Source organism: Amphibacillus cookii (assembly GCF_016908375.1).
Taxonomy (GTDB): Bacteria; Bacillota; Bacilli; order Bacillales; family Amphibacillaceae; genus Amphibacillus_C; species Amphibacillus_C cookii.
The window spans coordinates 287,741-312,532 of the sequence record NZ_JAFBDS010000005.1; the positions used below are offsets into that span (position 1 = coordinate 287,741).

A 24,792-nucleotide genomic window follows, 5' to 3' on the forward strand; every position below is an offset into this window, starting at 1 on the left:
ACGTTAAAATCACCATTTTATTTACCTAAAAAATGGTGATTTTAACGTGTGGTGGGATGATTCTCTATTTTCTTACCATCATGATCATTAAGGCAGACAACAATTTTTACTACCATTACAATTGCTATATTTTTTATATTACACTATCATTATTCTGTTGGAATATAAAGCGAACCTCCAATCCGTCGGCGTTTTCGTTCTTTACCCACGGATGGGTCGTTGAATCAACCAGGCCGTTCGCTTCCGTTAGCTCCCGCCTAAATCGAGTGATCTCTACTCTCTATTTTGTCGCCGACTTATCTGTGTTAAACAAGTAGCTTTATAGTAAAATAAGGTCTAGAGCTTATTTTCTACAGATTAGAAGTTGCTGCCTTTCCTATGTTCCTTTTTAAGTACACAAAGGTTAATGTCGTATACTTAGCTCGATTGTTTTTCTGTTTGATAGAACCCGATCTTACCTTGATTATCAATCGGTGTTTCTTTTGGCAAACTTATAAAAATAACACCTCCAATTAAAAACAACGGAATAATCGCCAAAATACTAAATTGAGCATTACCCGTCAAACTCGTAGTTAGGGACATAATGAAAGGACCTAAAATCGCAGCAAATTTACCAAAGATATTATAAAAACCAAAAAACTCATTAGTGTCACATCGACTAAAAAAGAATCGTAAAAGATATTAGCGCCGGAAAAGCCGATTGCCGATAAAACATAGAAGAAAACTAAAAGCTGCCAGTGTCCGCTCGCAGGAGATATAAAAGCCAAATTTTTGAAGTTTGTGAGTGAGTACCCTTAAAGTAACAGGTGCGTTAGTTCAATTAGACAATAAAACCAAACAAAACTTCCATTAAATTGGAAGTTTTGTTTTTTCTATCAATATTAAACTTTAACAGAGCCATTTTTTAATTACTCAACTGCTTTTTGAAAAAACATCAACATGTGCAGCTTGGTCTTCCTGATCCGTTAAAGCTACATCTTTTTTCAAGTAAACAAGCCAATAAGCACCGCCGACAAATAATACGCCCCCGACAACATTACCTAAAAATACGGGAACAAAGTTATCAAAATAAGCACCCCAGCTAAAGTAATCAGCAAATATAGCTGCTGGAATAAGAAACATATTTGCTACTACATGTTGAAAGCCAATGGCGACGAACGCCATGGTTGGAAACCAAATCCCTAATATCTTCCCAGCCATATCTTTCGCTCCATAACTTAACCAAACAGCTGAAGCGACTAACCAATTGCAACCAATTCCTGACAGGAAAGCTTGTAAAAAGCTCGCTTCAAGCTTATGCTCTGCTAACGTGACGGTTGTCAATAAATAGGCATTTTCAGTTAGCCCAACGACATGACCAAAAAAGTACGCAACAAAAAGCGATCCAGCAAAATTGCTTAATGTGATCACAATAATATTTTTTAATACTTGAATTGATCGTACCTTATTCTCCATTCTTGATAATGGAACAGCTAGTAAATTTCCGGTTAGTAATTCACCACCTGCTAATAGCGTTAAAATAAGACCCAGTGGAAATAGCGCCGCTCCAATAAATGTAGTGAACCCTCCCCACGCTACAGGCATATTAGCCGTGACATGAATATAAAGTAAATAGCTTAAAGCAATAAATGCACCAGCTTCAAAGCCTAATACAGAAGATTGCAACACATTGTAATTCGCTTTTTTACGGCCTGATAAAACCGTATAATTTGCAATTTCTTGTGGACTATAAAAGCCCATATCAATCAGATCCTTCCTCGTAGTATGTGATACAATACACATATTATAGCACTTTAAACTGCTTGTTTTTGTGAAAAATTTGTAACGATTTTGCAGGGCGCTTACAATCATAAAACAAACCTTCCATCAGTGGACCTTCTTGTTCTGCCCACTGATTATTAGCTGAATGAAGCAGGACATTAGCGTCCGTTCGTTCCCGCCCAAAATAGATGATCTCTAACCTCTACTTTGAGGCGGACGTTTTACGGACGGTTATGAAATAAAAGCAGTGATGCTATTTCTCCTTTGACAGCTTAACTAACGGTGGAACAATTGTCACTGTAATAAACGCCGCTAATACTGCTTCAGCCAGACCATTTGTTAAAAACACAGTAAAAACAGCGATAATAATCGCCCCGATACCGTCCGCATCAATAGCTAAAGCATAGGCATCATGAAATAATAAAGCGATAAGCCCCATTACTAAAAAGGTATGAATAATGGTTGCAATTAGTCCTGATAAAAATAAAGCGGTTTTTTGATTAGCTTGTTTTTTTGTAACTCTATCGATCGATTTAAAAAGATAATAAGGGATGACACCAATAATCAGTCTAGGAACAATTGCAATAAATAATGCCCAAAAACTTCCTTGGCTTGTCCCCAATACTGGAATAACTGGAGTAAATGCAAACGACAATAATGACGGTGTCAGCGTATTTGTTATCATACTTGTCATACCAAATGAAAATCCAAGTATAGCGCCAATTTTCGGCCCTAATACAATGGAGCCAATAATAACCGGAATATGAATAATCGTTGCTTTAATAACCCCTAAATGAATAAAACCAACAGGTGTAAAAGCAAATAACAATATAATGGATATGAATATAGCAGTTAACGTAAATTCTTTTATCTTCACTTCAAACTCTCCTAACTATAAAATTAAGTCTATAAAATTAAGCCGTCATGGTTGACACATTTAAACACTATCAAAATAAAATCAACCTTCAATCAGTGGCATTTTCGTCCTTCACCCACTAATTGCAGGTTCGCTGAGTGCATCAGGGGGACATTAGCGTCCACCCAACTATAGATTTACTCTACTCTCTATTTTGAGAGGGGCGTCTTGCGGACGATGCTCTGTGATAAAGTCATAACATTATTCATTTTATTACAAAATCTCAATTAATCAATCTATTTCTCTGCTTATGTTAGAAAGTTTAAGCTGATGTATAGCTTTTTGACACTTGAAGCTTCAGTGCACATCATTTTTACTGTTAAGAACGTAACAAGTAGTTTTGCCAACTTGTACTCATAAAAATGCAAGTCAAGTCATAAAGAATATAACAAAATAGATTGTAAAATGGCTTTCTACACAGAGAATGATTGCTATCTATTTGATTCAAATTCACACAATACGACGCTTTAACTACCATTTCTTAAATTAAATCTTTTAACAATGCTCTAGCTTACGTTTAAAAAGCTAACATTTTCTGTTAGTGAGATAATGAGTTTCTATTGAAAATAATGTTAATTTCCATTAAAATAAAACTACTTTATTTAGTAATCTAAGAAAATTGTGTCTTTTTGAGATCTATCAGTCACTTTATCTGTTTTTCATTTCCATCTCATTAAGATTATTTATAGTCCAATTATCTTTATACTTATATTTAAGTCAATTTTTTATTAAACATTGAAAAATATAGTTAGATCTATTATTAGGTTCGCTAAGTGAATCAGGATATTAGCGTCCGCTATCACCCACCTTAATCGATTTGCTCTACGCTCTATTTTTAGGGGGGGATTTTACGGACGGTTAGCTATGATTAAAGATCACAGCAACTTTTTAAGCGATTACATTTAAAATTATGCTTTTTAGATAGTGGAGGTAATGATATGAAACAAAATTACATGTTAAATGAAACATTTGGGAGTGGAAGTTTAAACAATATGTTAGAGTGGCGATGTGAGCCTCGCAAATGGTTTATAGACAAAACATCTTCCAAGCTTGTTTTAGAAACTGATAAAAACACTGATTATTGGCAAAAAACACATTATGGTTTTCAAGCTGATAATGGACATTTCTTGTATACAGAAACTAAAAAAAATTTCCGAATGGAAACAAAAGTTGAATCATTACCAAAATCAAAATATGATCAAGCTGGTCTGATGATTCGCTTTTCAAAAGATATATGGGTAAAGACTTCACTGGAGTACATCCCATCTAAATTAAGTAAACTTGGAGCGGTCGTTACAAATAGAGGTTATTCTGATTGGTCAACGCAATATGTTGAGGTTAAAGATTTACAAATATACTATCGAATCTCCAAAATAGAACAAAATTGCTATGTTGATTTTTCGTGGGACGGAAATAATTGGAACCAAATTAGGATTGCTCACTTAGACATTCCAAAAGACTCAAATATGTTAGTAGGTGTTTATGCCTGCAGTCCACAAGGGGAAAAACAAGAAGTTCGTTTTGATTTTCTTAAAATAGAAGAGCTTGCTAATAATCCAAAAGAAGCGTACTTATAACACTCAAACAATAAGTTAACTTGTTTATATCAGCACGTCTATTATTTTCAGTTATTGAATCAATTACAATTGTTGCAACTACAATGACTTGAAATGTTTCAAGTTGGAAATAGAATTGTAAAATTCCGATAGAGGTACGCAATACGGGGAAGTATAGAGATTCCTATATCACAGTAAGGTAATTTATTATACTTTACATGGAAGATGAATGCTCCCCTCATTCTGAAGTGTTATCAGATTCTTCTTTAATATATAAAAAGAATTTTGAAACCATTGCTAATATCAAAAATATCGCATATAACAAAGTAACCGTTTTATTGTTAAAATTAAAAATATTATGCGTAATCATGACGATAGCAATATAACAAATAAGGATCAAATAAACGCTTTTTTTCACCACTAAAGACACCTTCTCTCTATTTTAATCCTATTAAAATTATAGCATATACTACAATCAACATAGTATATTCGCCGTAAAAAAACATGTAGAATAGCGGTTAGGGAAAAGTACATTCTTAAATTCCGCACTTTTTCAATTACTCTTGTCCATGCACCCTGCTCTTAGCATACATATTGTATGCCATAAGTGACTTTCTTTTTAAAAGAAAGGGGGGCAAAGTGATGACTGAAAAGAATAAGAATTATCAGATGACTGTCAGTTTAGCTAAGGAACTATTAAAGGATAAGCATATGTATTTGACGAGAGAAGGAAAAAAACGACTTGAAGCGTTAGTTAATAAAAAGTAAAACAAACCTTCAATCAGTAGAGGAAGGATGAAAGCGCCCACTGATTGAAGGTTCATTTTATTCTAAAATAGCGTTGTCATTAGTATTAAAGATTATCCAAAAAGCCAACAAGCACTGTTCTTTAACAATGGTTGTTGGCTTTTCAATACTTACGAAACATTCATAGTCAGTTATTTTAACTTTAACCAAATATACCCATCAATGATCATCTATATTACAGCACTGATCTTTTTACCTGTTTAACATAGAAGACTCGAACAATCAAGAAGTAAATAATTTGAATCAATGCAAAACTACCTAATACAATAGATGATTCTATTATTAAATTGAAATCAAACAAACGTGATAAAGCAGTCAGTGCAACAGCACCGTGAATTAATGCGACAACAATTGGCATGAAAAATAGTAGAGCAACCTGACGGCTTACGACTTTCTTTAACTCAGATTGTGTCAATCCGATTTTTGCAATGGAACGGAACTTGCGCTTTTCTTCATCTAAGTCTGTAAACAATCGGAAGTAAAGAAAGCTTCCAGCTGAAACAAAGAACACAATTCCAATAAACAAGCCAATGAATAAAATCGGTCCAAATTCTTTATTGATTTCATAAATAGTATAGTCGATCGATGTCACTTTAAAGTCTAATTGTTCGGCTAGCTTTCTTCCTGCTTCAACGGTTTGTTTATTTCCTGCCCCGATGGCTTCCCATACGATACTCATCTGACTGCTTGTTGGCGTTCCAAGCAACTCATAGGCCTTATCATTCACGACATAATAGCCTTCAATTTCTGATAGCACTTCTGACTCGATAACATCACCAGGTTGAATGACTTGACCGTTTTCTAGATGAATAGTAGATTCTTTCAACTTCTCGCTTGCTTTGGCACCCATCATCAACATGGCATCACTCTGTTCTACTACAATCGCCTCATTTTCCTCTGGATGTAGTTCTTCTTCCTCGATTAATGCTGCGAAACGATTGTAATCAGAGGATTTAGCTATTAACACGCCATTAGTTCGTAAGAGTTCATCAACATAGCGTATCGGTGTATCAAAATAGGTTAACTCTAGCTGCTCCATTTTTGCCTCAATTTGTTCTTCCAGTAAAATAGCATTAATTTTACTGATGTCATTTGCAATCACTTCTTCAGTGTCATCGCTCCATGACTTATACATGAAGGTATATGGATTAATCGCCTTAACCTCTTTGGTAAGATAAGATTGAAGTCCATATAACGTCCCAATTGCACTAAAAGCAACGGTAGAGATAATCGCTACCATAAAAAATGTTCTAGCATTATCCTTCATACGAAAGGATAGATCAGCGAATAGTAGCATGTTGGTTTTTCGCCAGAAAACAGATTGATTATTTTTCAACTTGCGTATCAAATATACACTTAATTGAGTGAATAAGAGATAGGTTCCTAGTGTAACAACGAGAATAACTGGAATCATCGCATAAATAACATAAGCACCTTTAACGTATAGAGCAATACCATACCCAGCGATAAGGAGTAACGCAGCAAAAACAGAGAGGATAACCGAAGCTTTCGGCTCGCCTTTCGATTGTTGGTCTCCCTTAATTAAATCAATCAGCTTCTTCGTACGAAGAATAAACGAAACCAAAACAGAGATACAGAAAAACAAGATGACAAAGCTAATAAACGTAAGCACAATCGCCATTGTTGGAAAATAAAAATTAAGCGACTCACTGATGATCAGTACATTTTCGGCAATTAAGAGAATACCTTTAGAAAAGATTAGACCAGCCAAAATTCCACTTATTGTAGCAAAAAAGCCAATTAAGATATTCTCCAAAAAAACTAAGAGTCGAATTTGTCCATTGGACGCTCCTAGCATTATTAACAAACCAAACTCTTTCTTTCGTGACTGTAAGAAAGAACTCATCGAATATAAGATAAAAAAGAAAGAAAAGACATAAATGATCCCACCAGCGACAGTCATACCAAATAGTACATTATTATTAATCGATTCTCTTGAAAATGATGGATGAAAGGCAAAGATTGCAAAGGTGAAGAATATCATCACCGTGAACATGCTACTAAGGAAATAAGCAATATAAAGTCGTTTGTTGCGTAGGACATTATTAAATGCGAACTGACGAAAAGTCACTGCCGTTGCCTCCCATCAACGAAAGCATGTCAATAATTTTCTGGAAAAAGGCTTGCCTATTTTCTCCACGGTAGATTTCGGAGTGAAGTCTACCATCACGGATAAAAATAACACGGTCTGAATAGCTTGCTGCTTGTGGATCATGTGTCACCATTAACAGACTTGTTTTTTCCTTTTGATTAATAGACACGAGCATTTCCATGACATCCTTTGAAGCTTTCGAATCGAGGTTTCCAGTTGGCTCATCAGCTAATAATAGCTTAGGTTCATGGATCATTGCCCTAGCAATTGCAACCCGCTGTGTTTGTCCTCCAGATATCTCGTATGTCCGTTTATTCATAATTTGGGAAATGCCAAGACTCTCAGCTATACTATGCGCTTTTCTCTTCATTTCTTTCACACGAGTACCTTCTAATGTGAGTGGTAAGACGATATTTTCTTCAACAGTTAAGGTGTGTAGTAAGTTGAAATCTTGAAAAATAAAGCCTAATTCATTTCTGCGAAATTTAGCTAAAGCATTTTTCTTTAGCCGGTGAGGATTTTCCCCTTCAATTTCAACTTGTCCAGTAGTCGGTAGATCGTTCGTTGAAATAATATTTAATAATGTGGTTTTCCCACTTCCAGAGGGACCCATGATTGCTACAAACTCACCTTTATCAACTTCTAAATCGATGTCGGTTAGCGCACGGTGAGCTACTTTACCTTCGTAAATTTTACTTACTTTTGAAATTTTAAGCATAATTTTTCTCCTCTCAGGCACTTCTAACCAAAGTATAGCCTAAGCAACTAAATTTTAACTATCGATTATGCTTTCAGAAACCTTACAATCATGTAAGATTTTGAGTTTCGCTAAAAATAATCCGAATCGTCGTTCCTTCTCCAACCGTTGACTCCAACTCAAGACGATGTTCTAGCTTTTCAGCAACTTCTTTTACTAGATAAAGTCCCATCCCTGTTGATTCTCGGTATTTCCGGCCATTTTCCCCTGTATAAAATTTGTTGAAGACTCGCTTTTTATCCACAACTGGAATACCGACGCCAAAGTCTTTCACTTCAAGTACCGCTTCCCCTAACCTTTCATAAATGGAAATGACAAGATGATTCGTTTTTTCAGTAGAATATTTGACTGCATTATGTACTAATTGTGTTAATAAGAAGAAGATCCACTTCTCATCGGTCTCTACTAATATGCTCGGCCTTTCTTCCTTTAATTGTGGATATACTTCATTTCGGATGTAAAACCGCTTATTCTCTCGATTTACTTCATGTACAAGTTTAGAAAGCATGACCGGTTTAATCTGAAAATCCTCAGTAATGGTACGCAACCTTGCCATATATAGTACAGTATTCAAGCCATTTCGCATTCGATCCGTCTCCTCTCGAATACTAGATGACTCTGGCTCATCAAGTGTTTGTGCTGTCAACTCTATAACAGATAATGGTGTCTTCATTTGATGAACCCAACGATCCATAAATAGTAAATGCTCGTCCTGTCTGCTCACCGCTTTTTGGAGTTCTTCTTGATATAAACGATATTGTGAAATAAGCAATTGATCGAGTGCTTCTGATATTGGTGCTCGTTCAGTCGTTTCCAGTGATTCATCTAGCGTTTGCAACGGATTCTGTAATCTTCGGTAAAGTTTTTTTCTGCTCATATAGCGATAAATGAGAAATACAGTTAATAAAACCAGTGATAGAAAAATAGCGTAAATAGTTACACCTAAACCTCGGTAGCCGTCTAACCAAAACAAGGTAATTATCAGGGCACATTGAATAAGTTGGATGATAATCAATAACAAATGTTCGCGAAGAAATAATTTCATTCTTTCCCCTCTTTCCAAGTAACTTTAAGCCGATATCCTGCTCCTCTCACAGTTTCAACAGGATCTTCAATCCCTAGCTCTTGAAACTTCTTTCGAACACGCGTAATATTCACATTCAATGTATTTTCATCAACGTATGCTTGATCATCCCAAAGTTTGGCTAACAGATCCTGACGACCAGCCACACGAGGATAGCGCTCAAGCAGACTTTCAATAATATCTGTCTCTTTTTTTGTTAAGGTGGTCACTTTATCTTTAAAACGGAGCTCTAATCGCTCAGGGTATAAACTTAAGCCGTCTTGAATAAGCATCCTTTCATCATAATTTGCCGAGTATTCCCCATATGCACGGCGGAGCTGACTTCTAATTTTCGCCATGACAATATCAGGGTGAAATGGCTTTGTAATAAAATCATCTCCGCCATTTTCTAATGCCATCACTTGATCCATCTCGCCGGTTCGAGCTGAAATGAAAATGACCGGACAAATCGACTCTTTACGAAATTGTCTACACCAATAATAGCCATCATAGCTAGGTAGATTGATGTCAAGTAATATAAGATTAGGTTGTGCACGACGAAATGTATCGATAATCGTTTCAAAATCTTCAGTCATAATAATTTCATACCCATATTTTTCAATATAGGAACATAGATGCTTGGCAATTTTTATATCATCTTCGACAATCATAATTTTTTCCATAAATTGATTCTCCTAGCCTAGTATTTAACCCAAGTTTAATTTAACATAAGCATTTGATCAATTATCATTTTTAGATACTGTGGAGTGTAGGAATTAAAACATAGTGTATAAGATCGGAAGGGATTAATGAGGGAGTGAAGCTAAATCAAACGTGACTTGGCATATTTATGTACAGATATTATCGAGCTTCATTCGATAATTTCCCGTTGAAAATCTGTCATCACACCACTAATAAAAAGGGGAGACTTCTAATGAAAGAAGTTAAATCGTCTATACCTTGGACATGCTATCGCTAGCGTGAAAAGTTTAAGACGTCAGCCCAGCATGTCAGTTTCATTTGTTTGCAAAACGATTTTTAGCATTAGTCAATCATAGCAATGAGCAAGTTAGACACAGCTGACGACCGAACGGGCTATTGGCAATATCAAAATGATCTTTTCCAGAACAATCATACTTGTTATTGAAAAAAGCGGTTTAAAAAAAGGGGTAAATCGATTAAGGTCTTTGCTAGCCCTTAAGCATTCATCTCTGAAAAATACAACAACCTTGATAGATAACTAAAATAATTATCATAAAACTTGCCCCCAGCAATTGTTAAATGAATTTGCCTATGAGAGCTTTACGTACCCGCTTAAACTATAATGAACTTAAAAAACAGCCTCCCAATTCACGAGGCTATTTAAGGTAATGTAATTATACCAAATAAATATAAAGCATACAGAATACATACAAAATAACATATTAATTCATAAATCACTTTCTTTTCAAACTTCTTTTTTTTGGTGAAGAACTCAAATCCAATAAATCCCAAACCAAACACAGTCAATGCTAATAGTACCGATCCTTGTACAAACTTAGTGCTATATACAGTCAAAAACACATAAAAAATAAGAAAAAGGTAGAGGAAAATACTTTTTACCTTATCAAAATCCATTCTCTCTAGCAAACTATTTTTTTTCATATTTTTATCCTTTCGTCACTTTTTAATTATACAACAATTTATCATTTAAAAGTGAGAATAAAAATGAGGAAAAATCCTCATTTTTATTGTACTATCGGAATTTCTCATAGCCTTTTATCATTGTAATTTGTGTAATTGGATTATTTTTCACAGGTACTTTGTTTTTACGATAAGAATCTGTGTATAAAGTCGTGACTCTTCGCTCTCCAATTTTTACATTACCTAAATGCTTATAATACACTTTGATTTTGTACCAAACTCTCTCTATTCCTTCAGATACAAGGTTTGATGCAAGAGCCGAAATACTAGCTGTTACAATTGTAGATCCAGGTACTAAAGCCGCTGCCAAAGTTGCCGCTACTACTGCAACTGTTATTTTCTTGAATTTATTACTTGTTTTTATTGTATGCGAATATTCCCATCTTACTCCAGATCCACCTGGGTTGTGCGCAAATATGGTAAAGTTATTATCCTGATGTGATTCATCACTTAAAGTACTTTCGTTTTCAATTTCAATTTCTTCTTTAATCACTTCGTCAAAGCTTAATATTTCGTTAGTTACCTTCTCATTTTCTGTGGTCATAATATTTAATTCTTGTTTTTGACTATTTATAACTGTTGTAATCTCTTTTTCTAAACTATATACACCTTCATCATTTAACTTAAAAAATTCACTACTAACTATGGTTTCATCTTCATGAATATCAAATTCTTCTCTAGCCTTGTATTTACTTCCTTCATGATTAAATTCATATTCTATATAATCATCAGTTGATTCATTTAATTGAAAATCCGTGTAATCATAGTTAAACACATTTTGATCTTGTGCAAAAACTTGAATTGGTAAAGGTGCCAAACCAACCAATACTGCAGTTAAAACAACTAAAAATTTTATTATTTTCATTTTCATTCTCATTCTCCTTTTTCGCATATGTACTTCTGACTATCCTCCTTCTTCTATATTATGTTAATAATATACAATATTTTCAGTAATTATTGAAGATAAAAATTATTATTCTACAAAAATAGAAGTAAAACGACAAATATAGACATTGCGTGATTATCCTACTAAACGATGAGGGCTATTTTTCATCCTCTTAACTGACGCAGCAACAATGTGTTTTGCAGAACCGGTAATTGTTAATACATTATTGATCTGTAAAACGTTTTCGGTTAGCAGATTTTGAATCGAACTTAATACTTTTGGGGATACAATTACAAAATGCCTGAAGGATTTGGACCCGCAGAAATAAAGAATTAGAGCGTCTTATTAGCGTGATGAAATTGTTTAAGAAGGATATCACTTGTATATTTACTCATTTAAAAACTGCACCTCCAATTGTTAGATCGCGTCTAATAATTGGGGTGCAGTTCACTAAGAGTGCTTAAAAAATTAATTTTTTAGTTATTAAAATTAATAATTACGTCAACTTCATCTTTGACTTCATAATCATCGCTTGAATAAACAGACAAAATAAATTCTAAGTTTTCCTCCATTGATGGAAGATCACCATCATAATTTTGAATTTTCATGGTTGCATCTGAGATTTTTCCACCAGAAACAGTCTCACTGAAAAATACCATGTCATCAATCATTCTACCATCCGCTGATATCTCTTTAGTTTGAACCTCTAATGTTTCTTCTTGTTTGTTTTCTATCTCAATGTTAACGCCATAGTACTCTTCTTCAAAAGTAGTGTCTGTTACTTTTTCAATACTCACAAGTGTTGCTTTTATATTGTCAGTATCAGCAATAACCTGATCAAATTCTTCTGCGTCACTTTCTGAGTCTTCTACGGCTTCATCTTCACCTTCATCGGTATCTGTAACTTCATCAGCTTTTCCTGATGTTTCTACAGAATTGACATCCTTCTCCTCGGCTCCTGATTCTCCACAGGCTGCTAAAACGAATACAACAAATAATGATAAGATTAAAACTAAAAACTTTTTCAATTGAAAACCCCCTATAAAAATATAAACATATTATCTTATATTTTGTAATATTATGCAATAGTAAATCCGTTCTATGACAAATGTTTGGGTAGGAGAACTTGCTTCTATCCCTTAATCGATACGAAAATCTAGTGATTTATATTGCTGATGAAGTCATACACGCAGCCTTAATCGATCATACCCTTTAAAGCCAAAGGCATGACGTTTACTAACCTTAGTTTGGTTATTTAATCCTTTTTACAAATCCAATTTTTTAGTATTAAATTCAATAATTACGTTAGTATCATCTCTGAAATCAAAATGATCGGATGAAGAAACTGACAAGATAAATTCTAAGTTCTCCTCCATTACTGGAAGATCGCCATCATAATTTTGAATTTTCAAGGTTGCATCTAAAATTTTTCCACCAGCAACAGTATCACTGAGAAATGCCATGTCATCAATCATTCTACCATCCGCTGATACCTCACGAGATCGAATCGTTATTGTATCTTCTCGTTTGTTTTCTATTTCAATGTTAACATTATAGGCGTCTCCGGACCAACCAGCATCTGTTACTTTCTCAATACTCACAAGCGTCGCTTTTATATGGTCGGTATCAGCAATAACCTGATCAAATTCTTTTGAATCACTTTCTGCATCTTCTGTGGTTTCGTCTTCATCGTTACCGGAATCTGCAACTTCAAAATCTTTACTTGATGTTTCTACAGAACCGATCCCCTTCTTCTCGGCTGATGTTTCTACAGAACCGATATCCTTCTCCTCGGTAGAACGGATATCCTTCTGCTCGGCTTCTGATTTTTCGCAGGCTGTTAAACCTAATACAACAAATAATGATAAGATTAAAAATAATAACTTTTTCAATTGTAAACCCCCTATAAAAATATAAGCACATTATCTTACATTTTGTAATATTATGCAATAGTGAAACGGTTCTGCGTCAAATGTCGGGGGAGGGGAACTTGATTTTGGAGTAAATCTATTTAGAAAACACCATTACAAATAGGTATTCAGATTATCGGATAGAATAATGACCTGATATTTAAAAGACTGCCTCCTCTAAAGAGAGCGTTTTAGGGCGTCTTTTTTCCATTTCATTCTATGACAAGTGTAGCTAGGAAAATCAGATTGAAATCGGTTTCAGAACGGATTGATAGCTTGTTTGACCAACCATATATGATTACCCCCCACACCAATCTCTTTGAGGTGTGGGGGGTAATACGTTATTTAGACTTTAGATGACTTATCATTCATTTTCTTTCTCCAAATGCCATACAATAACATTGTAATACCAAGGACCAGCAGGATTAGGCTAATCAGTATAATATTGTAATACGATGTCGCTGTATTTGGAAGCGTTTCTTCCATTCCAGAGGTTTCTGAAGGCTCTGAACCAGCTGATCGATTCTTTTCCGCAGTTCCAGATACCTCTCCGGATTCAGAGCCTCCTTCTTCCTTCGAATCTTTTTCTGGTATTTCTTCTTCCTCTGTAACATCCATCGTTTCAACCGTGAGCGTTCGCTGACTTGTGTTACCCAGCGGATCAACAGCAATCAGTTTGTAAGTATAGGACATGTCCTCTCTCAAGCCTTCATCGACGTATTCCTTGGCATCGCCATCCAAGGTGTCTATGCGGGTGCCACCCCGTTCAATGTGATAGGCGGTGATACCGGAGGCATCTGACGCATCAAAGTTTAACGTGACACGATCGGTATCGTCCACCGCATCAAAGGTGTGAATGTCCGGTCCCTCAGTGTCTTCGAACACACCATATGTTGAAAAGTGTGAGACGTTGATGGTCATCGTCTGATTCGCTACATCCACCTCGCCACCTCTATACTCCCATACTGACGATTGATCTGATTCGTTCAAATAATACACCCCGACTTGATTCTCACTCACATGTTCATCATACGCCATGGTCAATGTGAACGGATCGGAACTATCTGGCGCATCACCACTGCCATAGTCAAAGGTGAACGTCAGCACCGGTCCTGCTTGATTTAAGCCATGGCTGTTGTCTTCATTAACGTCATATGTTTCAACACGCACGGATGTATGCTCTGGCAAGTGGCTTGGCATCGTGATGACCACATCACGCTCTAAACCACGAATACGATAGGTTAATCCACCTATAACACCCCGACTTTCCCCAGTATTTATAATCGGATAATCGACAGCGAATATAACCTTTTCTTCAAGCGGACCATAGGAGACGGTGATCTCCACATCCCCTCGGTTATGAAATTTGATGTGACCCTCGCCATCAACCGTTGCAATAGTGTCATCACTACTTTCATAGTGCATGGAATAGGTGATATCCGGTGTGATATGGTCAGCATAGATCGGTTCGGCTACAAGTGCCACCGTCTCACCGATGGCCACATTGCGAGTATGCTCATCGATGTCTAAACCGAGAATGTCTACAACATGGATCGTACGTTCTTGCACCGTGGTATTACCAGCATCATCGGTCACTGTATAAGTAATTGTGTATTCACCTGGTGTATCTGGATCAACACTTCCGTTTACGTGGACGGCATCGGTCAAATCCATCGTTTCCCCTTCACGCTCATCAAATGCAGTATAGCCGGGTTCATCATATCTAGTTCCAACCTCCATCACGATCTCTTTTGCACCTGCAAGTGCAAGGGCGGGTGGGGTTTGATCAATTTGGATCGGTCCAAAAACCGCTTCAACAACCTCGCCATCACCATTGGTTATGCGAACGTGCAAATCTAAGACACCATCGCCTTCAATGCTATCCATGACCTCAAGCCGCTCCCCGTTCCATCCTGATTGCCAGTCGCTAACGCTTTCTCCTTGGGGAACAAACGCATATTCATACGTATCGTCTTCATGACCGTCTACAGTAACATCAACATACAAATCCTGAGTAAACCACACTTCATCCAATGAGGTATCTTGCAATAAGTTATTACCTTCGTGGTCTTGCAGTTCAAAGTCTATATTATTTGGTATTGGATATCGCGTTTGTTGATCAACTACCGATGCATCACTTGTGCCACTGTCGTTCACCGCCACTAAGCTATAATTATATGTTGTGCCAGGGTCTAACCCCATATCATCATATGATGTCGATGTGCCTCTATACACTTCCACACCATCACGTACGAGGATGTATTCTTCAGCAAACGGGATACTGTTCCAAGATAGTACCACTTCGGTTTCTCCGATACTCTCTACACTTAAATGGGGCGTACTCGGTACAGGAGGGATAATAGTGATCTCCACAGATGCCTCACCAACTGCTCCGTATTCGGTTTCAACGTGTAATTCGATAGCCAATGATTGCACGGTCGATGTATAATCGGATATATCCAATGCCTTATTCGTACTTGCTTCTGATCCATCGACTATCCAAGTTAACTGTTTAATATCAGCAAATGGATGATTATAATTAGCTTCTATTTGTCCTGTTTCCTCATAATTAAGTGATAACTCGTTGCCAACTTCTTCCTCATCATACATGATAGTGACATCAGGTACAGAATCCAAGGCAACGAAGGTATACCCTCGATTGTTAGCATAGCCTTCTGTTGTAGACCCATCCCATCCGTATAGGTTGAGAGAAGAAGCGTTGTCCCGGAATACATCAGATCCAAAATCGATCGTATTATTAAGAATGGTGACTGATGTCAAGTTGTTCTCTTGAAAAGCATAATTCCTAATCCTCTTCACACTTTCAGGAATAGTGACGGACTCAAGGCTATTCAATCTAAAAGCATTTTGCCTAATTTCTGTCACACTTTCAGGAATTTCTATCGATTTTAAATTATTTCTATAAAAAACAGTCGGTTCAATCACTGTTATACTATCAGGGATGTCTACGGATGTCAGGTTGTTAGATGAAAAAGCTGCATTCCCGATATCTGTCACACTACTTGGAATCGTTAATGATTCTAAGTTATTATTTTGAAAAGCACTCGCTCCAATAGTCGTTACACTATCAGGAATTATTAAAGATTCTAAGCTGTTGTTAGCAAAAGTACTACCGATAATTTCTTTCAAACCATCAGGGAGGATCAATGATCTTATCTCGTTATCCATAAATGCCCTCAAACCAATATAGGTTACATTATCAGGAATTTCTACTGACTCTAGCTCATTATCCATAAAAGCGTAACTTCCGATATATTCTAGGGTATCGGGAAGCGTTAACGTTTTGATTGAAAGACTGTGAAATGCACTGTTAAGATAAGTGCCATCCCTTATACTCGTCACCGTCAATCCACTTAATTCGGAGGGAATGACAATATCTGCGCTCTCAGAGCCGTTATACCCAGTAATCGCCGCTGTCCCATCCCCATTGTCGATGTATTCAAAATGCTCATCATTGGCATCCACTGTTACCTTTGGGATCATTAATCCCAGTAACGCAATAATCATAATGATCGCAATAGTCGAGTGTCCTTTAAATTTCATTACTTTTCCCCTTTCTCTTAAATAAAAATAAAATTTCTGTTATTTTAAAAGATTCATTATGGCTTTTGTCATATCATCCGGATCAACCTGATTGCCGCACATATGGTAATGAATGATAGCACCTGTAATGATATCGTAACACCGGACAGCCAATCTATTAGCATCCGTCCCCGACGCTATCCAACCTTTCTGTTGCATCCCCTGAATAATACGTGAGACATCCTTAATCCATTTCTGATGATAGCCATGAAAAAATGCTTGGACTTTTTCATCATTCCGATTTTGTATATAGAAATCATAAAACACCAATGTCCAAGTCGAAGCGATATAGCGATTCAATACTGCACGACTCCAATAACTGATGGTGCTTTCAAAATCAGAACCAATAATTTCAAGTTCATCCTCGGTGTGATCTTCTGTAAAAAAGAAGCCTTGATCGTTTAGAAGGTGAAAAAAGAAATCCTGTTTGTTTTTGAAATGCACGTAAAACGCACCTTTGGTATAACCTGCTTCATTAGTGATATCTTCAAGGCTAGTCGATGCATAGCCATTCTCACAAAATACTTTCATTCCTGCATTCAATAGATTCTGATAAGTTTTTTCTCGTTTTAGTTGGAATTTATTCTTTTTCACTGCTTCCACCTTCCTTTAATTAAATACTAACCCATTAGTATGTATTTAGCAAGATGCTTATTGTTTATTGCATACTGTAGCCATCGGCATTTAATTTAGGTTCTGGGTCAAATGTTGAGGATGAGCTACACGCTTGCTCCAACATTCACTTCTTTAAAACATCAAATAGCTCCCACCTATTATTCAGGTCTGGGCTATTTGACGCTTACCTATGAAAGTTTAATTATTGATCGTCATTTCGTCATAAAACTATTATTTATAACACTTGTCTATCCCTAGAACGAAAAATCTAGCTGTATCGTTTAGGTAAGAAATAATTCAACAACTTAGTACCCTGATACCTCTAGCTTTTCTTTGAAATATTAAGCTTTTAGTTTTTGATTCTTCTCCATCAAGTAAGGCCTAAATAAGATGAGTGTTCTTCACGCTTTTATCTAGAATTCTTTCTGTCGATCTCACTCTTCAAATCAGAGACCATCTGATCCACCAGTGCTTCTTGAAGGCTGGTTATATTTAGCCTATATTATGGACCTTTATTCACAGCGTCTCATGGGTTGGACTATGGGAGAACGAATAACAAAGGAATTTGTCATAACAGCTTTTTATTCGAAATGATAACATTAACAAATTGTTTCCAAATTGATAGAAGTACGTCCTCATCTTCATGAAGAATACAATGTACAAGAAAACCTATAATAATGATGTCAAACATATATAGCCACTCTATATCGACTTGAAACATTTTCTGTAGCTCCCTTGACACCGTATTCTCCTCAATAATTTGTTTTCGCATTGCTTGAAACTGGTTTTTATAGTTTTCATCTTGGAAGCATTTTGATATCCATAAAAACATGATTGCATGTTCTGATGACTTTTTCTTTGATGTTTTAATTAGATAATGCCCAAATAGGTTGATATTTTCTTCAAACGACTGTTCCTTACAGTAAGAAAACTCTACAAGGCAAAGGTATATAAAAACGTTTCTTTCAGCAAGTCGTCAATATTTGAAAAGTAGTAATAAAAGGAGCCTTTACTGCTTTGCGCCTGTTCAATCACCTTATTAATCGTTAGTTTTTCCAGACCATAATCCATAATTAGATCGATGGTTGCTTGTATGAGGTTTCGCTTTGTTTGACTACTCTTCATTATTTTCCCTCTTGTTCATTAATACTTTCAAAATATGACTTTAAACCCATCTTACCGTGGGGTTCAGCAACAACATCATGAGTCATCATATAAAAGAAAAATAGAAACAAATTATATTGCTTTTTATTGATAATTCTTAAAAATGGTAAGCTAAATTTAACTAATCGCTCAGGAACTGTAGTTACTTTTTCATTTTTACTTACTACTTTTAAAGCTAATTCAGCTATCTCATGATAAGTGTAAACATTCGGTCCTCCAACCTTAATGGTGGAATTTTCTTTAGCAAATGCAGAAACACATACATTAGCTAGGTCAGCTCCGTGAATGGGATTCATTTTATTCAAACCTTTACCAAGTAGAAAAACTCTTCCCTTTCTAGCCATGGCTAAAAATTCAGTCATGTCAGAGTAGTAGCCTGTTGGATTAATTATAATATGCGGAATAGAACTATGCTTCAGTTCATTTGTAAATCTCTGCTTTGCTTTAATCAAAGTAGACGGACATCGCTCAGCTCCATGGACATTAATATACATAAAGCGTTGAACTTTACTTCGTTCTGCCTCTCTTAACAAATGAAGATTCCCTTTAAAATCTACATCCATGAAAGTTAAATTATCCTTTTGTTTTGTTATGCCTACTGAAGAAAAAACGAAATCAACATCTGAGCATACATCTTGAATCGTTTCTGGTCTAGTAACATCTCCGACAACAACTTCATCAACAAAATCATAGACAGAAGGAGAAGAATAGGGACCTTCTTGATTTAACTTATTTTTTGATCTCACCAATACTTTTACATAATACTCTTTTTGTTTTAATGCTTTTACAACATATCTCCCCAGATAACCAGTGGCACCCGCAACTAATACTCGCTCCATTACTTATCTACTCCTTTCCATAGACTATTTGCATTTATTACCTGTACAGAATATATTACTAGATTTCAAACAATATCATTTAGAATAAATATCAAGTCTCAGAAAAGAATAGTTACTCACAATCCGGTCCGTTTATTGCATAGTAAGCGTCAAAAATGATCCTCTTTAATGAAGGATATTGGTTACCATTAGGTTGTTCTGAACAGCAAGCAGATCTGCAATCGCGCTTTAGTTGCTGTATGGCGGTATAAAATTCTTTTGTACTGCTTCCCTATTAATATAATTTGGCGTAGTTCGCAAGTGTTTTGTCGCTACTTGCTATTTACAAAGTATCGTTGGAAAACTAATATTAAACTGTACATTAGCAAATCAGGATACGCTTAAACTACTAATACTAATAGATAAAGGAGGACCATTGCATGACAGTTTATACCTCTGGACTTGTCCAAATTCCTGCAGGATTTTGGACAGGTCTACGTCGATTGGGTATAGCACCCCACGACGTACTTAGGAAAGCACAATTGCCAATCTCCATTGTTTCTGATTCCAATGTTACCACATCTCACTATTTTGCGATTTGGCAGGCTTATGCTGAGCTCATTTCTGACACTGCCAAGGGAATCATCAAACTGGTGACATCCTTTGAAACAGATCATTTCCCTCCGACTGTTTTAGCAACTTACCATGCTCGTGACTACCGTGATGCTTTAAAGCGAATGGCCAAATACAAACAACTGTGTCCACCTGAAAGCTTACATATCACCGAGGAAGGTGAACTCTGTGCAATTGAAATAAAAACATTGCATAGTGAAGAACCCGGTCTGTCCCTACTAACTGGCATTACGTTGGCATTTCTTCTCGAACTAGGACGCCGTGGCACCGGACAACCTTTGACAGCAAAGTACGTGGAATTTTCCACCCATTCAATTGGGGATCTGAAGATACTCGAAGATTACTTCGGCTGTCCAATTCAGATTGGTACGAGTTGTAACAAGTTGACTATACATCGAGCAAGTCTGGATCTTCCCTTTGTCTCGTACAATACAGAATTACTAGAGATACTGACCCCTATTCTGGAACAGTCGTTGAACGGGCAGCAACGTAGCCCTTCAATGACTGAGACAGTCAAGTGGATCTTGAAACGCAGCTTAGCAGGAGGTCGCCCTGACATTCGGACTATTGCAAGCGAGTTAGGGGTAAGCGATCGTACCTTGCAGCGGCGGCTTACTGAAGAGGGCACAAGTTTCAAGCATTTGTTAGGTAACGTTCGACATGAACAGGCAAGAGAGTACCTTGGAGACCCGTCACTAAATATTAAAGAGATTGCCTTTTTGATTGGATATGAAGACCAAAACTCATTCTTTCGTGCCTTTCGTATATGGGAAGGTGTTACCCCTTTAAAATGGCGTAATGAACATCTTAGTCCAAACTTGATAAATTGACTAGTTTACTTTGCAATACTGTATTATCAACAAGATGACTTCAACAGAACTAAAAAAGAATATTTCAAAAATGAAAAGGAGTAATGTATCGTGGATATGGAATTAAAAAATAAAACGGCTTTAATCACCGGTTCAACAAGAGGGATTGGTAAAGCAATTGCAAAGGAACTTGCAAAAGAGGGTGTTAATGTTCTAATTAATGGACGAAATGACGAAGAGGTAGAACGAACTGTAAATGAAATTAAGTTAGAGTTTCCTCATACCTTCCCTCAAAATGCTACTGCCGATCTTGTAGATAATCAACAAAGGGAAGCATTATTAAAAAAATATTCCCAAATTGATATTTTAGTCAACAATATGGGGATTTATGAAATTATGAAGTATGAAGACATTGACGATGAAGTATGGGAAAAGTATATCCACACAAATGTTCTTGCCGCAAATGGTTTATCCAAATTTTACTTACCTAAAATGGTTAAAAATAATTTTGGACGAATCATCTTTATAGCGAGCGAAGAAGCAGTTATGCCATCGGGGCAAATGCCTCAATATTGTATGACAAAATCAATGCTATTATCGTTATCAAAAAGCCTATCAAAATTAACAATAGGAAAAGAAGTTACAGTCAATACCATCTTGCCAGGACCATCACTTTCTGAAAATGTCCATCAAATAATTGAAGGCATGTATCCAAATGAAGATATGACCTTTTCAGCAAAAGAGAAGGAATTTATGACTAAAAATCTACCTCAATCTGAAATTCAACGATTTATCAAGCCAGCTGAAATAGGTAGATTAACTACTTTTTTATGTAGCCCTTATGCTTCCGCTTTTAAAGGTTCTCCCATTCGTATGGATGGAGGCATGGTACCAACTATTTTCTAGAAAAATTCTCCTTACTCACCTCACAAGGTGAGTAAGGTTTTTTAAAAGACTCTAAAATATATGTTGAGGAAAAAAATTCAGAGATATAAAAACACGCAATCTACTAATTTTGTTACACTTTGTTTAGACTAAAAGGAGATGCGTGTAGTTGCATTCTAGCATTTCTTTACTAAGGTTAGAAGCGTTTATCGTGACGAAATCAATCGAGGAGAAGGGTGCTATCAACTTCATGTGGAATTGAAGCGCGGACCGCTCAGTAAACTTGGTGCATAAAATGAAAACGATCGACAATTGATAAAAGGGTCTCCAAGTACGTCACAAACGGCTTTTTTGAACCACTTCGATAAATCCATGACGACGATTTCGACACTACCCATAACACAGTTTAATCGTATATACCTTCCGATCTGGAAGAATATCAATGATCTCCTTGTTTTCCACATCGACAATGATCATCTGGAATCGTTCACCTCCAGCATCTCCTTTGAATTCATTAATGCCAATGGCTCTTGGAAGCACAAGATTTGTTTTGGACTGTCTTTAATTCCTAAGAAACGATTTTGCATACGTTCTCTCTCTTTTGCCTTTTGGTTCGTAGCTTTAGGATAACAAAAGAGATAGAACGGTGCATTTTTCATGTGTAAAAACGACTGTCACTGAAACAAGTACCACCACATTCATTATAGAGCCAAAACTAACGTATTTTAAACATAAAAAAACGCTTCTCCACAATGAAGAAACGTTGACTTGACGGTATATTCACGTTCAATTACCGATTATTAAAATTTGAAAATAAGTACCGGTGGTCGGGGTCGAACCGACACTCCAGAAGGAACACGATTTTGAGTCGTGCGCGTCTGCCAATTCCGCCACACCGGCACAATATGGAGGCGGTAACCGGATTTGAACCGGTGATAAAGGTTTTGCAGACCTCTGCCTTACCACTTGGCTATACCGCCATCTTTTTATTATATGCTTAAATAAAAAAATGGAGCGAAAGACGGGATTCGAACCCGCGACCCCCACCTTGGCAAGGTGGTGTTCTACCACTGAACTACTTTCGCATTGAATGGCTGGGCTAGCTGGATTCGAACCAGCGCATGACGGTACCAAAAACCGTTGCCTTACCGCTTGGCTATAGCCCAATAATATAACAATAATTAAAATAACTAATGGGGCGGCCGATGGGGATCGAACCCACGCATGTCGGAACCACAATCCGATGTGTTAACCACTTCACCACGACCGCCATAAAATCAAAAGCAGGGGTAGTAGGAATCGAACCCACACCGGAGGTTTTGGAGACCTCTGTTCTACCGTTAAACTATACCCCTATGTGAGAATTGAAATTTAATAAAGAAAATGGTGGAGGGAGTAGGACTCGAACCTACGAACCCGATGGGAGCGGATTTACAGTCCGCCGCGTTTGGCCAACTTCGCTATCCCTCCAAATAAATGGTGGCTCGGGACGGAATCGAACCGCCGACACACGGATTTTCAGTCCGTTGCTCTACCGACTGAGCTACCGAGCCATAAAATGATGATGTATAATATAAGTGGCGGTCCGGACGGGACTCGAACCCGCGACCTCCTGCGTGACAGGCAGGCATTCTAACCAACTGAACTACCGGACCATATTTAGATAAAATGATTTTTGATATTCGAATGGTTTCAATATCGTTTAAAAAATTGATTGGTTGCGGGGGTAGGATTTGAACCTACGACCTTCGGGTTATGAGCCCGACGAGCTACCAGACTGCTCCACCCCGCGACAATAAAAATATAAGGTACTTCATGGTGGAGGATGCAGGGCTCGAACCTGCGACCCCCTGCTTGTAAGGCAGGTGCTCTCCCAGCTGAGCTAATCCTCCAAGATTAAAGTTTTTAGTGCATGGTTTTGACAAAGTAACATAAAACCTTATCACTAATAAATATGGTGACCCGTACGGGATTCGAACCCGTGTTACCGCCGTGAAAGGGCGGTGTCTTAACCGCTTGACCAACGGGCCTAAGTATAAAATAAAAATAAATATGATAAGGTGGCGGAGAGCGAGGGATTTGAACCCTCGAGACGGTTTTACACCGCCTACACGATTTCCAATCGTGCTCCTTCGGCCACTCGGACAGCTCTCCATTATGGCTCCACAGGTAGGATTCGAACCTACGACCGATCGGTTAACAGCCGATTGCTCTACCACTGAGCTACTGTGGAATGGATTTATTACCTAGCGACGTCCTACTCTTGCAGGGGAATCCCCAACTACCATCGGCGCTGAAGAGCTTAACGGCTGTGTTCGGCATGGGAACAGGTGTGACCTCTTCGCTATTGTCACTAGATCATAATGCTATTTCCAAGTGTTACTTTTTTTCAAGGACAAGATATATTATATTCATTTTCCAGCTCAAAAGCAAGGGTTTTTAAATAAAAAATATTTATTATTTAAAATTGCTTTTTATGTAACAGAGTATAAAGCAATATCATTAAACTATACCCTGAAAACTAGATAAGATGTCTGACAAGACCATCAAACGGTGTTGCTTTTTGTTTTAATCTAGCTCAACCGTCCAACAACTGGGTGTCTTCGGCAATCGCCCTACGATAAGTCATCATCGATTCGCTTTGCTTATCGTGATTCCTTTATCTCCTGCGGTTCAGTCCAGTGCGTACGTTGCTAAACGGTCGCATACGCCTTTTGTTTTTAGTTAAGTCCTCGATCGATTAGTATTCGTCAGCTGCACATGTTGCCATGCTTCCACCTCGAACCTATCTACCTCATCGTCTCTGAGGGATC

Annotated in this window: 19 protein-coding genes, 14 tRNA genes, 2 rRNA genes and 2 pseudogenes; 4 read left to right on the top strand and 33 right to left on the bottom strand. The window is 37.0% G+C overall.

The features are described from left to right. Positions 1-417: 417 nt before the first annotated feature. The 4 genes and pseudogenes from JOE23_RS09350 to JOE23_RS09360 form a co-directional block, all read right to left on the bottom strand. Complete coding sequence (locus tag JOE23_RS09350; protein ID WP_204437941.1) at positions 418-621, bottom strand: hypothetical protein; 204 nt, start codon at positions 619-621, stop codon at positions 418-420. A gap of 26 nt (positions 622-647) precedes the next feature. Continuing rightward, positions 648-767, bottom strand: a pseudogene (locus JOE23_RS18280) (MFS transporter); the annotation flags it as partial. A 145-nt stretch (positions 768-912) separates the two neighbouring features. Further along, positions 913-1,740, bottom strand: a complete 828-nt coding sequence (locus JOE23_RS09355; RefSeq protein ID WP_204437907.1) for a formate/nitrite transporter family protein — start codon at positions 1,738-1,740, stop codon at positions 913-915. Between the two features lie 274 nt (positions 1,741-2,014). After that, positions 2,015-2,638 (bottom strand): ECF transporter S component, encoded by a 624-nt coding sequence (locus tag JOE23_RS09360; protein ID WP_204437911.1) that lies wholly within the window; start codon positions 2,636-2,638, stop codon positions 2,015-2,017. Between the two features lie 977 nt (positions 2,639-3,615). On the opposite strand from JOE23_RS09360, the gene JOE23_RS09365 reads away from it, so the two are divergent. Both JOE23_RS09365 and JOE23_RS18085 read left to right on the top strand, forming a co-directional pair. Further along, entirely contained in the window at positions 3,616-4,254 is a 639-nt protein-coding gene (locus tag JOE23_RS09365) for a DUF1349 domain-containing protein (RefSeq protein ID WP_204437912.1), read from the top strand. Between the two features lie 621 nt (positions 4,255-4,875). Next, on the top strand, positions 4,876-5,001 hold the full coding sequence (locus JOE23_RS18085; RefSeq protein WP_275581468.1) for a hypothetical protein: 126 nt from the start codon (positions 4,876-4,878) through the stop codon (positions 4,999-5,001). A 214-nt stretch (positions 5,002-5,215) separates the two neighbouring features. Here JOE23_RS18085 and JOE23_RS09370 read toward each other — a convergent pair whose 3' ends face one another. The 12 genes from JOE23_RS09370 to JOE23_RS09425 form a co-directional block, all read right to left on the bottom strand. Next, positions 5,216-7,132: an FtsX-like permease family protein gene (locus JOE23_RS09370; RefSeq protein WP_204437914.1), complete on the bottom strand. Its 1,917-nt coding sequence runs from the start codon at positions 7,130-7,132 to the stop codon at positions 5,216-5,218. Further along, on the bottom strand, positions 7,107-7,871 hold the full coding sequence (locus tag JOE23_RS09375; protein ID WP_204437915.1) for an ABC transporter ATP-binding protein: 765 nt from the start codon (positions 7,869-7,871) through the stop codon (positions 7,107-7,109). The genes JOE23_RS09370 and JOE23_RS09375 overlap by 26 nt, the downstream gene beginning before the upstream one ends. 88 nt (positions 7,872-7,959) lie before the next feature. Then, positions 7,960-8,955: a sensor histidine kinase gene (locus tag JOE23_RS09380; RefSeq protein WP_204437916.1), complete on the bottom strand. Its 996-nt coding sequence runs from the start codon at positions 8,953-8,955 to the stop codon at positions 7,960-7,962. Continuing rightward, positions 8,952-9,656 (bottom strand): response regulator transcription factor, encoded by a 705-nt coding sequence (locus JOE23_RS09385; RefSeq protein ID WP_204437918.1) that lies wholly within the window; start codon positions 9,654-9,656, stop codon positions 8,952-8,954. Before JOE23_RS09385 ends, JOE23_RS09380 begins: the two co-directional genes overlap by 4 nt. A gap of 1,052 nt (positions 9,657-10,708) precedes the next feature. Next, positions 10,709-11,527 (bottom strand): hypothetical protein, encoded by an 819-nt coding sequence (locus JOE23_RS09390; RefSeq protein WP_204437919.1) that lies wholly within the window; start codon positions 11,525-11,527, stop codon positions 10,709-10,711. Between the two features lie 491 nt (positions 11,528-12,018). Further along, positions 12,019-12,570: a hypothetical protein gene (locus JOE23_RS09395; RefSeq protein WP_204437920.1), complete on the bottom strand. Its 552-nt coding sequence runs from the start codon at positions 12,568-12,570 to the stop codon at positions 12,019-12,021. 237 nt (positions 12,571-12,807) lie between these two features. After that, a complete protein-coding gene (locus JOE23_RS09400) occupies positions 12,808-13,434 on the bottom strand; it encodes a hypothetical protein (protein WP_204437921.1) in 627 nt (208 codons plus the stop codon). Between the two features lie 363 nt (positions 13,435-13,797). Beyond that, a complete protein-coding gene (locus tag JOE23_RS09405) occupies positions 13,798-17,016 on the bottom strand; it encodes a leucine-rich repeat protein (RefSeq protein ID WP_204437923.1) in 3,219 nt (1,072 codons plus the stop codon). A gap of 39 nt (positions 17,017-17,055) precedes the next feature. Further along, positions 17,056-17,649 (bottom strand): TetR family transcriptional regulator, encoded by a 594-nt coding sequence (locus JOE23_RS09410; RefSeq protein WP_204437924.1) that lies wholly within the window; start codon positions 17,647-17,649, stop codon positions 17,056-17,058. A gap of 589 nt (positions 17,650-18,238) precedes the next feature. Continuing rightward, positions 18,239-18,391: a hypothetical protein gene (locus tag JOE23_RS09415; RefSeq protein WP_204437925.1), complete on the bottom strand. Its 153-nt coding sequence runs from the start codon at positions 18,389-18,391 to the stop codon at positions 18,239-18,241. A 212-nt stretch (positions 18,392-18,603) separates the two neighbouring features. Further along, a complete protein-coding gene (locus JOE23_RS09420; protein ID WP_204437926.1) occupies positions 18,604-18,795 on the bottom strand; it encodes a TetR/AcrR family transcriptional regulator in 192 nt (63 codons plus the stop codon). Beyond that, complete coding sequence (locus JOE23_RS09425) at positions 18,795-19,673, bottom strand: SDR family oxidoreductase (protein WP_204437927.1); 879 nt, start codon at positions 19,671-19,673, stop codon at positions 18,795-18,797. The genes JOE23_RS09420 and JOE23_RS09425 overlap by 1 nt, the downstream gene beginning before the upstream one ends. A gap of 419 nt (positions 19,674-20,092) precedes the next feature. Between JOE23_RS09425 and JOE23_RS09430 the strand changes: the two genes are divergently transcribed. Together JOE23_RS09430 and JOE23_RS09435 are read left to right on the top strand one after the other, a co-directional pair. Next, positions 20,093-21,115, top strand: coding sequence for an AraC family transcriptional regulator (locus JOE23_RS09430; RefSeq protein ID WP_204437929.1), 1,023 nt, complete (start codon positions 20,093-20,095; stop codon positions 21,113-21,115). 90 nt (positions 21,116-21,205) lie between these two features. Continuing rightward, on the top strand, positions 21,206-22,000 hold the full coding sequence (locus tag JOE23_RS09435) for an SDR family NAD(P)-dependent oxidoreductase (protein WP_204437930.1): 795 nt from the start codon (positions 21,206-21,208) through the stop codon (positions 21,998-22,000). 256 nt (positions 22,001-22,256) lie between these two features. Here JOE23_RS09435 and JOE23_RS18285 read toward each other — a convergent pair. From JOE23_RS18285 to JOE23_RS09515, 17 genes and pseudogenes are all read right to left on the bottom strand, one after another. Continuing rightward, a pseudogene (locus tag JOE23_RS18285) lies at positions 22,257-22,540 on the bottom strand (transposase); the annotation flags it as partial. Between the two features lie 257 nt (positions 22,541-22,797). After that, positions 22,798-22,879: transfer RNA gene (locus tag JOE23_RS09440), tRNA-Leu, on the bottom strand. 6 nt (positions 22,880-22,885) lie between these two features. After that, positions 22,886-22,959: transfer RNA gene (locus JOE23_RS09445), tRNA-Cys, on the bottom strand. A 30-nt stretch (positions 22,960-22,989) separates the two neighbouring features. Beyond that, positions 22,990-23,064: transfer RNA gene (locus tag JOE23_RS09450), tRNA-Gly, on the bottom strand. Positions 23,065-23,070: 6 nt separating this feature from the next. Beyond that, positions 23,071-23,145: transfer RNA gene (locus JOE23_RS09455), tRNA-Gln, on the bottom strand. Between the two features lie 28 nt (positions 23,146-23,173). Further along, positions 23,174-23,249, bottom strand: a tRNA-His gene (locus JOE23_RS09460). A 14-nt stretch (positions 23,250-23,263) separates the two neighbouring features. Then, positions 23,264-23,334: transfer RNA gene (locus JOE23_RS09465), tRNA-Trp, on the bottom strand. A gap of 29 nt (positions 23,335-23,363) precedes the next feature. Beyond that, a tRNA-Tyr gene (locus JOE23_RS09470) sits at positions 23,364-23,449 on the bottom strand. 7 nt (positions 23,450-23,456) lie between these two features. Continuing rightward, positions 23,457-23,532 (bottom strand) — tRNA-Phe (locus tag JOE23_RS09475). A gap of 25 nt (positions 23,533-23,557) precedes the next feature. Beyond that, positions 23,558-23,634: transfer RNA gene (locus JOE23_RS09480), tRNA-Asp, on the bottom strand. Positions 23,635-23,694: 60 nt separating this feature from the next. After that, positions 23,695-23,771, bottom strand: a tRNA-Met gene (locus JOE23_RS09485). A gap of 24 nt (positions 23,772-23,795) precedes the next feature. Then, positions 23,796-23,871: transfer RNA gene (locus JOE23_RS09490), tRNA-Val, on the bottom strand. A 63-nt stretch (positions 23,872-23,934) separates the two neighbouring features. After that, positions 23,935-24,009 (bottom strand) — tRNA-Glu (locus JOE23_RS09495). 31 nt (positions 24,010-24,040) lie between these two features. Further along, a tRNA-Ser gene (locus tag JOE23_RS09500) sits at positions 24,041-24,133 on the bottom strand. A gap of 4 nt (positions 24,134-24,137) precedes the next feature. Then, positions 24,138-24,212 (bottom strand) — tRNA-Asn (locus tag JOE23_RS09505). An 11-nt stretch (positions 24,213-24,223) separates the two neighbouring features. After that, positions 24,224-24,337, bottom strand: a 5S ribosomal RNA gene (rrf, locus tag JOE23_RS09510). A 362-nt stretch (positions 24,338-24,699) separates the two neighbouring features. Continuing rightward, positions 24,700-24,792: ribosomal RNA gene (locus tag JOE23_RS09515) — 23S ribosomal RNA — on the bottom strand; the annotation flags it as partial.